Origin of the sequence: Nonomuraea sp. NPDC000554 (assembly GCF_040300065.1) — a bacterium.
In the GTDB taxonomy this organism is placed as follows: Bacteria; Actinomycetota; Actinomycetes; order Streptosporangiales; family Streptosporangiaceae; genus Nonomuraea.
Window position 1 is genome coordinate 64,946 of sequence record NZ_JBEPDC010000015.1, and the last position, 15,472, is coordinate 80,417.

Below are 15,472 nucleotides of genomic sequence, written 5' to 3' on the forward strand. Positions count from 1 at the left end.
CTGAAATCATGCTGGGTCAAGTGCTACTCGCGGCCTCCCGGAGCAACCTGGTACGTCGCTCCGTCTCCGGTCTCCCCCTCACGCGCAAGGTGGTCGACCGGTTCGTCGCGGGCGAGAGCGTCGAAGAGGCGCGCGCCGCCATCGAACGGCTGCGCGACGCGCACCTCGCCGTGACCGTCGACCATCTCGGCGAGGAGACGCGCGACGCGAGCGCCGCCGCGGCCGTCGCGAAGGCGTACGTCACGCTGCTGGACGCGCTGCGCCCGCTCGGCCTCGGCCGGGGCGGCGAGGCGTCGGTGAAGCTGTCGGCGCTCGGGCAGCGGCTCGACGACTCCCTGGCGCTCGACCACGCCCGCGCGATCTGCGCCGCCGCCGACGCCAACGGCTCCACGGTCACGCTCGACATGGAGGACCACACCACGGTCGACTCCACGCTCGGGATCCTGCGCAAACTGCGCGAGGACTTCCCCGCGACCGGCGTGGCGATCCAGGCGTACCTGTTCCGCAGCGAGGACGACTGCCGCGAGCTGGCCACGGAGGGGTCCAGGGTCCGCCTGGTCAAGGGCGCCTACCGCGAGCCCGCCACGGTCGCCCACCAGGGCAAGACGGCCGTCGACAAGGCGTACGTGCGGTGCCTGCGGATCCTCATGGAGGGGAAGGGGTACCCCATGGTGGCGACGCACGACGACCGGATGATCTCCATCACCGAGCTGCTCGCCGACCGCTTCGGACGGTCCACGGGCGACTACGAGTACCAGATGCTCTACGGGATCCGCACCGACCGCCAGGAGGCGCTGGCCGGAGCGGGTCACACGGTCCGTGTCTACGTGCCCTACGGCGACGACTGGTACGGCTACTTCATGCGCCGCCTGGCCGAACGCCCCGCCAACGTCGCCTTCTTCCTTCGTGCCCTTGGGGGTAAGTAAATGGATGCCATCAGCAACGTTCCCGTCCCCGCCAACGAGCGGGTGTACGCATACGCGCCGGGCAGCGCCGAGCGCGCCGCGCTGGAGAACCGGATCAAGGAGCTGTCGAGCTCCTCGATCGACCTGACCATGACGATCGACGGCGAGCGCCGGCTGGGCGGCGGCGCGCCGATCGACGTCGTCCAGCCGCACAACAAGGCCGCCGTGCTGGGCCGCACCCACGACGCCACGGCCCAGGACGTGCAGAACGCCATCGACAGCGCCCTGCGTGCCGCGCCCGCCTGGCGGGCGCTCTCCTTCGACGAGCGGGCCGCGATCTTCCTCAAGGCCGCCGACCTGCTCTCCGGCCCCTGGCGGTCGACGCTGAACGCGGCGACCGTCCTGGGCCAGTCGAAGTCCGCGCAGCAGGCGGAGATCGACTCGGCCTGCGAGCTGATCGACTTCCTGCGCTTCAACGTCGCCTACGCGCGGCAGCTCTACGCCGACCAGCCGGTCTCGTCGCCGGGCGTGTGGAACCGGATGGAGTACCGGCCGCTCGAGGGCTTCGTGCTGGCGATCACGCCGTTCAACTTCACCGCCATCGCCGGCAACCTGCCGACGTCGGCCGCGCTGATGGGCAACGTCGTCGTCTGGAAGCCGTCGCCCACCCAGCAGTTCGCCGCGCACTTCACGATGCGGCTGCTGGAGGCCGCGGGGCTGCCGCCCGGCGTGATCAACATGGTCACCGGAAACGGGCAGGGCGTCTCGGAGGTCGCGCTGACGCACCCGGCGCTGGCCGGCATCCACTTCACCGGCTCGACGCCGACCTTCCAGCACCTGTGGAGCACGGTCGGCGCGAACATCGCGAACTACCACGGCTACCCGCGGCTGGTCGGCGAGACCGGCGGCAAGGACTTCGTGCTCGCGCACCCGTCCGCCGACCCGGCCGTCCTGTCGACGGCGCTGATCAGGGGCGCCTTCGAGTACCAGGGCCAGAAGTGCTCGGCCGCGTCGCGCGCCTACGTGCCGCGCTCGATCTGGACGCGCATGCGTGACGAGTTCGTGAGCGTGGCCGAGTCGCTGAGCGTGGGGGACGTGGCGGCCGACCTGTCGACGTTCATGGGCGCCGTCATCGACGAGCGCGCCTTCGCCAAGCACAAGGCGGCCATCGACCGGGCCCGTGCGGCGTCCGGCATCGAGCTGCTCACCGGCTCCTACGACGACTCGACCGGCTACTTCGTGAAGCCGACGGTCATGGAGTGCGCCGACCCGACCGACGAGATCTTCGTCAAGGAGTACTTCGGCCCGATCCTCGGCGTGCACGTCTACGAGGACGGCGACTACGACGCGGTGCTCGACCAGATGGAGGGCGTCGCGGCGTACGCGCTGACGGGCTCGATCATCGCCCAGGACCGCTACGCGATCGCGTCGGCGTCGGAGCGGCTGCGCTTCGCGGCGGGCAACTTCTACGTCAACGACAAGCCGACGGGCGCGGTCGTGGGCCAGCAGCCGTTCGGCGGCGCCCGTAGCTCGGGCACCAACGACAAGGCCGGTTCGATCTTCAATCTGATCCGCTGGGTGAACGCCCGCACGATCAAGGAGACGTTCGTGCCGCCGGTCGTCACGCCGCCGTTCAGGGGCGACATCCCGCAGAGCGGCTGGGAGCAGCCCGATCTCAAGAACCTCGGGTACTGACAGAACCGCGTATGAGCGGGGATGAACAAAGACGCCCCGGAACTCGTCCTCGAGTTCCGGGGCGTCTTTGTCTCCGTTCATCGTCATGGAGCCCTGGTCAGGCGAGGTAACCGCCGTCGATGGTAAGGACGGTGCCTGTGACGAAGGAGGCGGCTGGGTCGGCGAGGAAGACCACGCCTGCGGCGATCTCCTCCGGGCGGCCGAAGCGGCCCAGCGCCTTCAGGGCTCGTTGCGCGTCCGCGAACTCACCCTCCGGAGGGTTCATGTCGGTCGCGACCGCGCCTGGCTGGATGACGTTGACCGTGATGCCGCGCGGGCCCAGGTCGCGTGCCGCGCCTTTGCTGTAGCCGACGATCGCGGCCTTGGTCGCCGCATAGTCGGCCATTCCCGGGAATCCGGCACGGTCGGCCAAGGTGGAGCCGATGGTGATGATCCGGCCGTCATCGCCGATCAGCCTGGACGCGGCGCGGATGGCGGCCACCACGCCGGCGAGGTTGACGTCGTACAGGTTGTCCTGCGCCGCCGGGTCGTCCCGCTGGTCACCGAGCACGGCACGTTGCGACACACCCGCGCTGTTGACCAGGACGTCGAGTCGTCCGAAGTCCGCGACGACTGTGTCGACCAGGTCCGCGACCTGGCCGGGGTCGCTTTGATCGGCCTGGTAGGCGGCGCCGCGGCGGCCTGCGGCCTCGATCTGGGCGACGACCGCCCGGGCCTTCTGTGACGAGGTGGCGTAGCCGATCGCCACATCGGCGCCCGCCTCGGCGAGCGCACGGGCGGCCGCGGCCCCGATGCCCCGCGATCCGCCGGTCACCAGTGCGACCTTTCCCTTGAGCGTCATGCGATCTCCATTTTGTGTACCGATCGGTATTGAATCGAGAGAGTACTATACCGATCGGTACGAAAACTGGGCAGGAGGGCACGGCCATGGGACGCTCACGCGCATTCGACGTCGATGAACGACTCGACCGCGCCCTGGAGGTCTTCTGGCGCCAGGGCTACGAAGGCACAGCATTGTCGGACCTGACCGAGGCGATGGGAATCAACCGACCCAGCCTGTACGCCGCGTACGGCAACAAAGAGTCCCTGTTCCGCCAGGCGTTCGGCCGCTATCTCGACGGTCCGGCGGCCCACGTCCGTACAGCCCTTGACCAGCCCACGGCGCGAGGGGTCACCGAGGCCCTGCTGCGCGGCGCCGTCGACGTCGCAACAAGATCGGATGGGCCGGACGGCTGCCTCATGGTGCAAAGCGCCCTGGCGACCGGCCCCCAGGGCCAGCCGATCCGCACGGAGCTGGCGGCCCTACGGCGCGCGGCCGAGGCAGGCCTGAGCGAACGCTTCGAACGCGCGCGCGCCGAGGGCGATCTGCCGGAGTCGGTGGCTCCTGAAGCCCTGGCGCGGTACGTCTGGGCGATCTCCTACGGCATCTCTGTCCAGGCAGCCGGGGGCGCATCCGGTGCGGATCTGCACGCCATGGTCGACCTCACGCTCGAGGCATGGCCCCCGTCGCCGCGCGTGGACGACGCAGCAGCGGCACGGCGCCGCACCTGAAGCACCAGCGGATCAGGGGGCGAGGTGCCGGCTCCGGCAACGCGCGGGCGTGTCGGTCACATCGGACGATGGTAGCCCGCAACCCGCGTCGCCACGCCGGGCGCGCGTGGCGACGTCGTGACCTCAGGGTTTCTCGAACACAACTGCCTCTCGACACGGAGAGTGAAGATATGGATACTCACTGTGTAATCCCCTCGTCACTCTCACCACGCGGGCCACACCGGTAGCACGACCTTCCTCTTCGTGCCGCCAGGCCGGCGGGGTGCGAGGACAAGCAAAGGAGAGTCCATGCAGCGCATCACCCTCGTCGTCCTCGCCGCAGCCACGGGCCTGGTGGCGGCGTCCCCGGCGAGCGCCCATGCCAATCCCCCCACGGCGCAGAGCGCCCAGCTGAGCACCCTTCCGTCCGGCTACCAGATCGTCTCCCTGCCCAACGCCAACGTCCCCAACTTCCAGCGCCGCACGGTGTACTGCCCCGGCTCCAAGAAGGTGCTCGGCGGCGGCGCCGAGGCCCGGGGCAACGACGCGATCCTGGTCGGCTCCTTCCCCACCGATGACGGCCGAGGCTGGATCGGCCTCGGCCGCCAGACCAAGTACAACGACGTCGGCATCAGCGTCTTCGCGATCTGCGCCGACTGACATCGCCCAACCCCCACCCCCGGTCCCGGCCGCACGCGCGGCCGGGACCGGCCCATGCCAGGGGCGCCCCTAGCGGACCCCGACGGGGAAGACGTCGAAGTGCACCACCACGTGCTCGGTCGACGGGTCGCCCGGCGACTCGAGTTCCCTGCCGTCCGCCAGCGCCCGATACCTCTCCAGGACCTCGAAGACCTCGTCCCGCATCCGGGTGGTCTCCGCCGCCGTGAGCCTGACCGAGCGGCGGCCGAAGCCACTGGCCGCCACCCACTCGGCGGGAGTGCCGGCCGACTCCTCGCGCCAGCGGGCCAGCTCCGCGCCGCGCTGCCGCACCAGGTCGTCGAGCAGGAACTCGACCGCGCCCGCCGTCTCGGCGTCGCCCGGCGGCGGTTCGCCGTAGGAGAAGCCGCCGGGCACGATCCGCCAGTACTTCTCCTTGCCCTTGCCCAGCTCGGGCGCGACCTCGATCATCTCGTGCCGGGCCAGCTCCCGCAGGTGGTAGCTGGTCGCGCCGGTGTTCTGGCCGAGCAGGCCCGCGAGCCGGGTCGCCGTGGACGGTCCGTGCTCCTCCAGCAGCTCGTAGATGCGCAGGCGCAGGGGGTGCGCGAACGACTTCAGCGCGTTCGCGTCGAGCGTTCTTGCGGAATAGCTCTTGCTTCGCATCGGCGTGCACACCTATCTTTGCAAAGGATTCTATGCACAGTTTCTCTTACACACACTATCGGAGTGAGTCATGCGGTCGTTCGGATACCTGTGGTCGTCGACCGCGCTGTCGAACCTGGCCGACGGGGTGCTGAAAGTCGGGGCGCCGCTGCTGGCGGTGTCGCTGACCCGCTCCCCCACCCAGGTGTCGCTGGTGGGCGCCGCCGCCACGCTGCCGTGGCTGCTGTTCGCCCTGTACGCGGGGGCGATCGCCGACCGGGTGGACCGCAGGCGGATCATGGTGCTGGCCAACGGGTTCCGGGTGGTGGTGCTGGCCGTGGCCGCGCTGCTCGGCGCGCTCGGCCTGCTGAACCTGTGGACGCTGCTGGCCGTCGTGCTGCTGGCGAGCGTGTCAGAGGTCTTCGCCGACACCTCCGCCCAGTCGGTGCTGCCGATGACGGTCCCGTCCGCGCAGCTCACCAGGGCCAACGGGCGGGTGCAGACCGCGCAGATGATCGGCAACGAGTTCGTCGGGGCGCCCGTCGCGGGCGTGCTGGTCGCGATCCTGCCCGCCGCCCTCTTCGGCGGCCCCGCCCTGCTGTACGGGGCGGCGGGGCTGCTCCTGCTCGGCATGCGCGGCACGTTCAAGGCCCCCCAGGACGCCCGGGGGCGGCGCTCGCTGCTGGCCGGCATCGTCGAGGCCCAGCGCTACCTGTGGTCGCAGCGGTTCCTGCGCACCCTCGCCGTCAGCGCGGGCCTGCTCAACTTCTCCAGCGCCGCCTACTTCGCCGTCATGGTGCTCTGGGTCGTCGGCCCCGACTCCGCGATCGGCCTGGAACCCAGCGGGTACGGCCTCATGCTGACCGCGTTCGCCGCCGGCGCGGTGGTGGGATCGCTGGTGTCGGACCGGGCCATCCGCCTGTTCGGGGAGGGCAGGACGCTCGTCGGCGGCTGGACGGCCAACAACCTGCTGCTGCTCGTCCCCGTGCTGGTGCCGACCGCCTGGGCGCTCTACCCGACCGCCGTGCTGTGGGGCGTGACCGGCGCGGCCGTCAACGTCCTCGTCGTCTCCACCCGCCAGCGGCTGATTCCGGCCGAGTTGCTCGGCCGGGTGAACTCCGCCTATCGGCTGATCGGGATGGGTGGCATGCCGCTGGGCGCCGCGCTCGGCGGCGTGCTGGGCGAGCTGGCCGGGCTGCCCGCCGTCTTCCTCAGCGCGGTGGGCGTCTCCATGGTCGCTGTCGCGCTCGTGTGGCGCGCCCTGGGCGATCGAATTTCAACCCCGCTGACCAGCGAACCTAAGATTCCCGACATATCCAGATCACGGTAGAGACCCAATGCCGTCCCTCGAGATGACATGATTACCACGAGCAACGAGGGGATGGCATGCGGGAGATCGGCGGACGGTACCTCCTCCACGGGGAGGCCGGTCGTGGGGGTATGGGCGTCGTCTGGCGGGCGTTCGATCAGCTGCTGCACCGCGAGGTGGCGCTCAAAGAGCTGACGCTGTCCGGTGAGGCCGAGATGGTGCGCAGGCGGGTGCTGCGCGAGGCGCGCATGGCCGCGGGCCTCACGCACCCGAACATCGTCACCGTCCACGACCTCATCGAGGAGGGCGGCAAGCTCTGGATCGTGATGGAGTACCTCGACGGGCTGTCGCTGCACCAGCTGCTCTCCCAGGTTGGCACGCTCCCGGCCCAGTCGGTGGCGGCGATCGGCCAGCACCTGCTCGCCGCGCTGCGCACCGCGCACCAGGCGGGCGTGCTGCACCGCGACGTCAAGCCGGCCAACGTCATGCTGACCGGCGACCGGGTGGTGCTGACCGACTTCGGCATCGCCACCGCCGAGGGCGACATCCGCATGACCACCCAGCGGCGGCTGCGCGGCACCCCCGCCTTCATGGCCCCTGAGCGGCTGCACGGCGGCCCGGCCAGCAAGGAGGCCGACATGTGGTCGTTCGGCGCCACCCTCTACAGCGCCGTCGAAGGCCAGCCGCCCTACCCCGGCCAGGACGCGGCGACCGTGCTCGGCATGGCCAGAAGCGGCGGCTACCCGCCGCCGCGCCGCGCCGGGGTGATGCGTCCGCTCATCGAGGGCTTACTCCACCACGACCCGGTGCGCCGCTACACGCCCGAGCAGACCGCTGGCCTGCTGGCGGGGATGCGCGCGAGCAGCTACCCGGCCGCGATCTGACCCTGCCGGCTCTCGGCTCGCTCCATCCAGGCGCCCATCAGGCGCGCCCGCCACGAGCGAGCCGACGGGCGCCTGCTCCCTCCTGGCTTCCCGGCGGGATCCTAAGCCTGCTCCTTCTTGGCTCGCGCCTCGGCCTCGGCGGCGTCCATGGCCGCCGCCTCCTCGGGCGTGGGCGCGGTGCCGCCGAGGTGGGCCGGCTGCCACCACACGCCGGGCGGGATCTCCGGGTAGGTGCGCTGCGCCCTGTCGACCAGCTCCGACATGCGGGCGTACAGGTCGGCCGTGTGCTTGTTGACGTCCTCGCCACGCTGGGGGTACATCGGCTCGCCGATCAGGATCGTCAGCGGGACGTGCCGCTGAGTCAGCTGCTTCGGCCTGCCCTTGGTCCACAGCCGCTGGCTGCCCCACAGCGCCACCGGGATGACCGGCACCTTCGTGGCCTGCGCCATCCGGATCGCGCCGTTCTTGATCTCCTTGACCGTGAACGACCGGCTGATCGTGGCCTCGGCGAACACGCCTACCACCTCGCCCGCCTTCAGCATGCGCAGCGCGGTGGCGTACGAGCCCGCGCCCGCGCCCCGGTCGACCGGGATGTGATGCATGCCCCGCATCAGCGGCCCGGAGATGCGGTGCTCGAACACGTCCTGCTTGGCCATGAAGCGCACCAGCCGCTTGGACGGCAGCGCGCCGAACCCCGCGAAGATGAAGTCGAGGTAGCTGACGTGGTTGCTGACCAGCACGGCTCCGCCGGTGCGCGGCACGTGCTCGGTCCCCTCCATGTGGAAGCGGTAGTCGAGGACGCGAAAGAGGGTCCGCGCGGCGGCGATCACCGGCGGGTACACGATCTCAGCCATGAGCAGAAGGTAGCCTAGGTTGCGCCCTGGTGGGCAGCCGGACCACGCCGCGGACGTTCCCGTACCTGGTCCGGTCGATGCCCGCGGCGTCCACGTCGTGGTCGGGCGCGACCAGCGCGGTCAGCTCCTCCAGCGCCACCCTGGCCAGCGGCCCGCCCAGGCGGCTCCACCCCGGCCACGCTATGACGCTTGTCCCCAGGGGGAAACGGGCAGATCGGTCTTGTGGCCATGAAGAAGCTCATCAACACCGCGGAGTCCGTGGTGGACGACGCGCTGGCCGGGCTCGCCGCCGCCCACCCATCGCTGGTGGTGCGCGACAGAGTGGTCTACCGAGCGGACGGCCCTCGGCCCGGCAAGGTCGGGCTCGTCTCCGGCGGCGGCTCCGGGCACGAGCCGCTGCACGCCGGCTTCGTCGGGCACGGCATGCTCGACGCGGCCTGTCCCGGCGAGATCTTCACCTCGCCGGTGCCCGACCAGATCATGGACGCCACCAGGGCGGTCGACGGCGGCGCCGGCGTGCTGCACATCGTCAAGAACTACACGGGCGACGTGCTGAACTTCGAGCTGGCCGCCGAGTTGGTCGACGACGTCGAGGTGGCCTCCGTGCTCGTCGACGACGACGTGGCCGTCCAGGACTCCCTCTACACGGCGGGCCGGCGCGGCACCGGCGCGACCTTGTTCGTCGAGAAGATCGCCGGGGCGCTGGCCGAGGTGGACGCGCCGCTCGACCAGATCGCCAGGATCGGAGCCGAGGTCAACGAGCGCAGCCGCTCATTCGGCATCGCGCTGACCTCGTGCACGGCCCCGGCGGCCGGCAAGCCCACGTTCACCCTGCCCGAGGGGGAGGTTGAGCTGGGCATCGGCATCCACGGCGAGCCCGGCCGCACCCGGGTCCCGCTGGTCTCGGCCCGCGAGCTGACCGCCCTCGCCATGGAGGCCATCCACCGCGACCTGCCGCTGCGCGGCGACCTGCTCGTCCTGGTCAACGGCATGGGCGGCACCCCGCTGATGGAGCTGTACGTGGTGTTCGGCGAGGTGGCGGCGTTCGTGCGGGGCAAGGACGCGCGGGTGACGCGCTCGCTGGTCGGCAACTACGTGACAAGCCTGGACATGCAGGGCTTCTCGGTGTCGATCTGCCGGCTCGACGACACCCTCACCCGCCTGTGGGACGCGCCGGTCGAGACACCGGGGCTGCGCTGGGGACGCTGATGGACACCCGCTTCTTCGTCGCCTGGATCGAGGACGCGGCCAGGCTGGTCCGGCTCCAGCGCGAGCACCTCACCGAGCTCGACGCGGCCATCGGCGACGCCGACCACGGCACGAACCTGGACCGCGGGTTCACCGAGGTGCGGCAGGCGTTCGCCGACCAGCCGCCGGACACGCCCGCACAGGTGCTGCTGTCAGCGGGGGCCACGCTGATCCGCCGCGTCGGCGGCGCTTCCGGCCCGCTGTACGGGTCGGTGTTCCGCCAGATGGGCAGGTCACTCGACGACCCCGTGACGCTGGCCGGGTTCGCCGCGGCCTTCGAGGCCGGAGTGGTGGCCGTCGAGCGGCTCGGCAAGACCGCCCCGGGCGACAAGACGATGGTCGACGCGCTGGCCCCCGCCTCGCGGGAGCTGGCGCGGGCCGTCCGCGACGGGGTGGGCGCGCGCGAGGCGTTCGAGCGGGCGGCGCGGGCGGCGGAGGAGGGGGCGCGGGCGACGATCCCGCTGCGGGCCCGCAAGGGGCGGGCGAGCTACCTGGGCGAGCGCAGCATCGGGCACGAGGACCCGGGAGCGGCCTCGTCGGCCCTCATCGTGGCGGCCCTGGCGGCGGTGGCGTGATGCGTGGGGACGCCGTGCGGTGGTGCGTGATGCGACCTTCTGAGGGTGGTGTCTGAGGGTGGTCGGGCTCGTGCTCGTCGCGCACAGCGCGGGGCTCGCGTCCGAGATGGCGGCGCTGGCGCGGGGCATCGCCGGCTCCGGGGTGCCCGTCGCGGCGGCGGGCGGCACCGGCGACGGCCGGCTCGGCACCAGCATCGACCTCATCGGCAAGGCCCTCGCATCGGTGAACCAGGGCGACGGCGTGCTGATCATCCCCGACCTGGGCAGCTCGGTGCTGACGTCCCGGCTGCTGGAGGTGCCGGGGCAGGTGGTGGTGGCCGACGTGCCGTTCCTGGAGGGCGCGATCGCCGCCGCCGTAGCAGCGGGCGCGGGCGCGTCCCTCGCCGACGTGCTCGCGGCAGCCGAGGAGGCACGGACATACCGCAAACTCGGCGACACGTGACGCCCCGAGCGAGACGCACCCACCAGCACCCCAGCGACAGCCCCCCAGCGGGGCAACGACTCACCGGCGCCCGGCGGGCTCCCGTGCGGGCGGCCTGACGGCTTCCTGGCTCAGTGGCCTTTGAAGGCCTCCTCCAGCCACCACGAGGCGCGGTCACGGGCGACCTTGGCGTGCACCAGCAGCGGGCGGTCGCGCGGGCCCTTCAGCCAGCCGGCCACCCCCGCCAGGTCGGCCGGCTCGGTGACGGTCACGGCGGCGAAGCCGTACCCCCGGGCGACGGCGGCCAGGTCGGTCGGCGGGAAGCGCACCAGCTCCAGCGGGTGCCCGTGCGGCCCGAAGTGGTGGACCTCCGCGCCGTACGCCTCGTCGTCGTAGACCACGACCACCATCGGCAGACCCAGCCGCGCCACGGTGTCCAGCTCGGCGACGCCCATCAGCGCGCCGCCGTCGCCGAGCGCGGCCACCGGCAGCCGGTCGGGCCTGGCCAGTGCCGCGCCGATCGCGGTGGCCAGGCCGAGCCCGATCGACTGGAACGCCTGGGTGAAGCAGAACCCCTGCTCGTCGGGGACGTCCAGGAACATAGCCGGGTAGCCCATGAAGTTGCCGGAGTCGGTGGCGACGATCCGCTCGGCGGGCAGCAGGTCGTCGAGGCCGATCGTGAGCGTGCGCGGGTCGATGCGGCCGTCGCGGCTCTCGTCCGTGTACGGGACCGCCCGCCAGCGGCCCTCCGCCTGGATGCGCCGGGCCAGCTCGGGCGACCGATACCGCCGCGCCTCCCCACCACCCGGCCGGTCGACGCCCGCCGCCGTCACGGAGAGCGCGGTGGCGGCCGTGTCGGCCGCCACGCCGAGGCGAACCGGGAGGTGCGCGCCGAGCGCGTCCTCGTCCAGGTCCACCTGGACGACGGCGGCCTGTCCGCCGATCAGGTCGCCGTGCCGGGTCGTCCACATGTTGAGCGCGCAGCCCCAGCCCACGACCAGGTCCGCGCCGCGGATCAGCTCGGCCGCCAGCGGGGTGGCGAAGCCGCCGCTGACGTCCAGGTCCCACGGGTTGCCGCGGAACAGGCCCTTGGCGACGGCGGAGGTGGCCAGCAGCGCGCCCGACAGCTCCGCCAGCTCCTCCAGTTCGCGCCGGGCGTGCCTGGCGCCGCGGCCCGCGACGAACACCGGCCGCCGCGACGCGGCGAGCAGGCGCGCCAGTTCGGCCACCTGCTCGGGCGCGGGCGGCCTCGACGACGGCAGCGCCGTGGAGGCGGCGGCCCGCGCGGCGGAGGTGATCTGGTCGAGGAACTCCCCCAGCAGGCCGCGCCAGGGCACGAGGCCGGCCTGCACGTCGAGCGGCAGGTTCAGCAGCACGGTCCGCCGGTCGTGCCAGGCGGCGCGGAAGGCGGCCACAACGGTCTCGACCGCCGTGTGGGCGGAGGCGATCCGCATCGGCACGGCTCCCACCGCCCGCGCCATCGCGTCCTGGTCGATGTGGAAGTTGGAGCGGACGTCCGTCGCCTCGCCGGCGAGCACGATCAGCGGGGTGCGGCTCTTGGCGGCCTCGGCGATGCCCGTCATCGCGTTGGTGAGGCCGGGCCCCTGGTGGACGGAGAGCACGCCCACCGTGCCGCTCATCCTGGCGTACGCGTCGGCCATGGTGGCGGCGCCGCCCTCGTGCCGTGCGGCGACGAACCGGGCGCCGTGCGTCACCAGCGCGTTGGTGACGTGGAAGTTGCCGCTCCCCACCACGCCGAAGGCGACCTCCACGCCGAGCGAGGCGAGGACGCGTCCGACGGCCTCCGCGACGATCACCGTTCGACCAGGGCCAGCACGCGCACGGGGCTTCCGGAACCGCCCACGATCGGCAGCGGGGGCGCGATCACCACGGCGCCGGTCACGGGCAGGCGGTCGAGGTTGCGGAGCTGGGTCAGGCCGTACTTGCCTGCGCCGAGCAGGAACGAGTGGCAGGGGAAGGCGGGCTCGAAGGAGTGCGCGGCGCCCGCGTCGGTGCCGACGGTCTCCACGCCGAGGCCGAGGATGGGCGTCTCGGACGCCAGCCACCGCGCGCACTCGACGGAGACGCCGGGGCTGTGCGGGCCGGTCTCGTCCGCGTTGAGGAAGGCGGCCTGGTCGGCGGACCTGGCGTCCCAGCCGGTGCGGTAGAGCAGCCAGCCGCCCTCGGGCAGTGGCCCGTTGACGCGCTCCCACTCCTTGACGTGGTCGATCTGGAGGAGGAAGTCGGGGTCCTTCTCCGCCTCCGCCGAGAGGTCGAGCACGACCGCGGGGGCGAGCAGGCTGCGGGCGGGCACCTGTGAGACGTCCTGCCCGTCGCGGGCGCTCACCCAGTGGATCGGCGCGTCGAAGTGGGTGCCGGTGTGCTCGCTGGTGTGGATGTCGTTCCAGTACCAGGCGGGGCCACGGTCGTCGTAGCGGCTGATCTCCTCCAGACGGAACGGGATCGCGTTGCCGAACGGCTCGGGCAGCTGCAGGATCGGCGTCTCATGCGTGAGGGGCGCGGTGAGGTCGACGATCTCGACGGCGCCGCTGCGCACGCTCTCGACCAGGCTCCGCAGGACCGACATGGCATCCTCCTCGATGGGCTGCTCGGGGCTGGCTGCATCCTCCTACAGCCGTGAGCGCGCTGCCAGACGGCCGGTCACCGGTGGAGGTAGTCGACCAGCGACGCCTTCTCGGTCTCCAGTTCCTCGATGGCGCTCTTGACGACGTCGCCGATGCTGACGATGCCGACCAGCCTGCCGTCCTCGACCACCGGCATGTGCCGGAAGCGCTGCGTGGTCATGGTCTTGCGCAGCTCTTCCACGTTGTCGCTCGGGCCCGCGGTGCGCACCTCGGAGGTCATGATCTCGGACACCGGCCGGTCGAGAATGGCCGCGCCGCGGTCGTGGAGGCGGCGGACGACGTCGCGCTCCGACACGATGCCGGTGATGGTGGCTCCGTCGGTGGAGACGACGACCGCGCCGATGTTGTCCTCCGCGAGCTTGGCGAGCAGTTCACGCACGGACGCCTCCGGGGGCACGGTCGTCACGTTGCTGCCTTTGTTGCGCAGGATTGTCCCGATGAGCATCTGCACCACCTCAGCCTTCGGTTTTAGCTTGGGTCATTCCCCCGAAGGAGGTCGGGTTAAGCCCCTCACCTCTTCTGGTTTCGGGCAAGCAACGGCGTGGTCAGGCGGTCGACCGTCACATAAGCTGCATTCCATACCATGTGAAATATCATCCTGAGGACGTCCATGAGCGAACAGCTGAACACCGGAAGCCACGACCTGCCCATCACCGGGCAACTGGCCGACTTCATGCGGACGGGCTGGGCCGACACCCGGCGCACCGACGTGTCGGCGCTGCCGATCGCGCCGTGGGCGGCCAAGCGCCGCGCCGCGCTGGCGGCCCGGTTCCCCGGCGAACGGCTCGTCGTGCCGTCCGGCACGCTCAAGGTCCGCAGCAACGACTCCGACTACCGGTTCAGGCCGCACAGCGCCTACTCCTACCTCACGGGCGCGGCCGAGCCCGGCGACGTGCTGGTCATCGAGCCGTCAGGCGAGGCCACCCTGTACGTCAGGCCGCGCTCGCCGCGCTCGGAGGGCCAGGAGTTCTACCGCGACAGGCGCTACGGCGAGTTCTGGGTGGGCCGCAGGCCGGACCTGGCCGAGGCGGCCGAGCTGTACCAGGTGCGGTGCGCCCACATCGGCCGGTTCGACCTTACGGGGCCCGCCAGGGTCCTGCGCGGCGTGGACTCCTCGGTCGACGCGATGCTGCCGCCGAGCGTCGGCGACGCCGAGTTCGAGGGCTTCCTGTCGGAGATGCGGCTGCTCAAGGACGAGTGGGAGGTCGGCCAGCTGCAGTCGGCCGTCGACGCGACCGCCCGCGGCTTCGAGGACGTGGTGCGCGCGCTGCCACAGGCACTCGGCCACCCGCGCGGCGAGCGCTACCTGGAGGGCGTGTTCGGGCTGCGTTCCAGGCTGGAGGGCAACGCGGTCGGCTACGACAGCATCGTCGCCTCAGGCGCGCACGCGTGCGTCCTGCACTGGATCCGCAACGACGGCGCGCTGCGCCCCGACGACATGCTGCTGCTCGACGCGGGCGTCGAGACGGACACCCTCTACACCGCCGACGTCACCCGCACGCTGCCGCTGTCGGGCCGCTTCTCCCCGGTGCAGCGGCAGGTGTACGAGCTGGTGTACGAGGCGCAGACGGCCGCGATCGCCACGCTCAGGCCCGGCGCCCGCTTCCGCGACTTCCACCTGGCGGCGATGCGGGTGATCTGCGAGGGCCTGAACGCGTGGGGCCTGCTGAAGGACTCCCCCGACGCGCTGCTGGAGTCGGGCCTGTACCGCCGCTACACGCTCTGCAGCAGCGGCCACATGCTCGGCCTGGACCTGCACGACTGCGCCAGGTCCCGGGCCGAGGTCTACCTCGACGGCGTCCTGGAGGAGGGCATGGTGCTGACCGTCGAGCCCGGCCTGTACCTGCAGCCCGACGACCTCACGCTGCCGGAGGAGTTCCGCGGCCTGGGCGTCCGCATCGAGGACGACCTGGAGATCACGGCCGACGGCGCCCGCCTGATGTCCGGGGCGCTCCCCCGCCACCCGGACGAGGTCGAGCGCTGGATGGCCGCCCTCTAGTGTCACAGTGCTGTCACGTTTCGTAGTTGGCTGACAACATGTGACCTGGGTCTCATACCTTTTCCTCAAATTCCTCGGGAAGCATCGACTTACTGGACAACCCGTCAG

General features: G+C 71.5%; 17 protein-coding genes. 10 read left to right on the forward strand and 7 right to left on the reverse strand.

Annotated features, from left to right (window positions below; translation table 11 throughout):
• Window positions 1–8 precede the first annotated feature (8 nt).
• Together ABT294_RS27005 and pruA are read left to right on the forward strand one after the other, a co-directional pair.
• Complete coding sequence (locus ABT294_RS27005; RefSeq protein WP_350809062.1) at window positions 9–926, forward strand: proline dehydrogenase family protein; 918 nt, start codon at window positions 9–11, stop codon at window positions 924–926.
• On the forward strand, window positions 927–2,600 hold the full coding sequence (gene pruA, locus ABT294_RS27010) for an L-glutamate gamma-semialdehyde dehydrogenase (RefSeq protein ID WP_350809063.1): 1,674 nt from the start codon (window positions 927–929) through the stop codon (window positions 2,598–2,600).
• 97 nt (window positions 2,601–2,697) lie between these two features.
• On the opposite strand, the gene ABT294_RS27015 is transcribed toward pruA, so the two are convergent.
• Complete coding sequence (locus ABT294_RS27015) at window positions 2,698–3,441, reverse strand: SDR family oxidoreductase (RefSeq protein WP_350809064.1); 744 nt, start codon at window positions 3,439–3,441, stop codon at window positions 2,698–2,700.
• A gap of 86 nt (window positions 3,442–3,527) precedes the next feature.
• On the opposite strand from ABT294_RS27015, the gene ABT294_RS27020 reads away from it, so the two are divergent.
• Window positions 3,528–4,151 (forward strand): TetR/AcrR family transcriptional regulator, encoded by a 624-nt coding sequence (locus ABT294_RS27020; protein ID WP_350809065.1) that lies wholly within the window; start codon window positions 3,528–3,530, stop codon window positions 4,149–4,151.
• A gap of 288 nt (window positions 4,152–4,439) precedes the next feature.
• Complete coding sequence (locus ABT294_RS27025; RefSeq protein ID WP_350809066.1) at window positions 4,440–4,790, forward strand: hypothetical protein; 351 nt, start codon at window positions 4,440–4,442, stop codon at window positions 4,788–4,790.
• A 69-nt stretch (window positions 4,791–4,859) separates the two neighbouring features.
• Here ABT294_RS27025 and ABT294_RS27030 read toward each other — a convergent pair whose 3' ends face one another.
• Entirely contained in the window at window positions 4,860–5,450 is a 591-nt protein-coding gene (locus ABT294_RS27030; protein ID WP_350809067.1) for an ArsR/SmtB family transcription factor, read from the reverse strand.
• A gap of 70 nt (window positions 5,451–5,520) precedes the next feature.
• On the opposite strand from ABT294_RS27030, the gene ABT294_RS27035 reads away from it, so the two are divergent.
• Window positions 5,521–6,759, forward strand: a complete 1,239-nt coding sequence (locus ABT294_RS27035; RefSeq protein ID WP_350809068.1) for an MFS transporter — start codon at window positions 5,521–5,523, stop codon at window positions 6,757–6,759.
• 56 nt (window positions 6,760–6,815) lie between these two features.
• Window positions 6,816–7,622 (forward strand): serine/threonine-protein kinase, encoded by an 807-nt coding sequence (locus ABT294_RS27040; RefSeq protein WP_350809069.1) that lies wholly within the window; start codon window positions 6,816–6,818, stop codon window positions 7,620–7,622.
• A gap of 101 nt (window positions 7,623–7,723) precedes the next feature.
• Here ABT294_RS27040 and ABT294_RS27045 read toward each other — a convergent pair whose 3' ends face one another.
• Window positions 7,724–8,476, reverse strand: a complete 753-nt coding sequence (locus ABT294_RS27045; RefSeq protein WP_350809070.1) for a lysophospholipid acyltransferase family protein — start codon at window positions 8,474–8,476, stop codon at window positions 7,724–7,726.
• Window positions 8,469–8,615, reverse strand: a complete 147-nt coding sequence (locus ABT294_RS27050) for a hypothetical protein (protein ID WP_350809071.1) — start codon at window positions 8,613–8,615, stop codon at window positions 8,469–8,471. Before ABT294_RS27050 ends, ABT294_RS27045 begins: the two co-directional genes overlap by 8 nt.
• Before the next feature lie 89 nt (window positions 8,616–8,704).
• Between ABT294_RS27050 and dhaK the strand changes: the two genes are divergently transcribed.
• Genes dhaK through ABT294_RS27065 form a run of 3 tightly spaced genes read left to right on the forward strand, consistent with a single transcriptional unit; the run spans window position 8,705 to window position 10,741 of the window.
• Complete coding sequence (gene dhaK, locus ABT294_RS27055) at window positions 8,705–9,685, forward strand: dihydroxyacetone kinase subunit DhaK (RefSeq protein WP_350809072.1); 981 nt, start codon at window positions 8,705–8,707, stop codon at window positions 9,683–9,685.
• Complete coding sequence (gene dhaL, locus ABT294_RS27060) at window positions 9,685–10,299, forward strand: dihydroxyacetone kinase subunit DhaL (protein ID WP_350809073.1); 615 nt, start codon at window positions 9,685–9,687, stop codon at window positions 10,297–10,299. The genes dhaK and dhaL overlap by 1 nt, the downstream gene beginning before the upstream one ends.
• A gap of 58 nt (window positions 10,300–10,357) precedes the next feature.
• The gene (locus tag ABT294_RS27065; protein WP_350809074.1) at window positions 10,358–10,741 is read left to right on the forward strand and encodes a PTS-dependent dihydroxyacetone kinase phosphotransferase subunit DhaM; all 384 of its coding nucleotides are present in this window, start codon (window positions 10,358–10,360) and stop codon (window positions 10,739–10,741) included.
• Window positions 10,742–10,851: 110 nt separating this feature from the next.
• Here ABT294_RS27065 and ABT294_RS27070 read toward each other — a convergent pair whose 3' ends face one another.
• From ABT294_RS27070 to ABT294_RS27080, 3 genes are all read right to left on the reverse strand, one after another.
• On the reverse strand, window positions 10,852–12,537 hold the full coding sequence (locus ABT294_RS27070) for a thiamine pyrophosphate-binding protein (protein ID WP_350809075.1): 1,686 nt from the start codon (window positions 12,535–12,537) through the stop codon (window positions 10,852–10,854).
• Window positions 12,534–13,307, reverse strand: a complete 774-nt coding sequence (locus ABT294_RS27075; RefSeq protein WP_350809076.1) for a cyclase family protein — start codon at window positions 13,305–13,307, stop codon at window positions 12,534–12,536. The genes ABT294_RS27070 and ABT294_RS27075 overlap by 4 nt, the downstream gene beginning before the upstream one ends.
• A gap of 74 nt (window positions 13,308–13,381) precedes the next feature.
• Entirely contained in the window at window positions 13,382–13,810 is a 429-nt protein-coding gene (locus ABT294_RS27080) for a CBS domain-containing protein (RefSeq protein WP_350809077.1), read from the reverse strand.
• Window positions 13,811–13,975: 165 nt separating this feature from the next.
• Here ABT294_RS27080 and ABT294_RS27085 point away from each other — a divergent pair, with 165 nt between their 5' ends.
• Complete coding sequence (locus ABT294_RS27085) at window positions 13,976–15,364, forward strand: aminopeptidase P family protein (protein WP_350809078.1); 1,389 nt, start codon at window positions 13,976–13,978, stop codon at window positions 15,362–15,364.
• Window positions 15,365–15,472 lie beyond the last annotated feature (108 nt).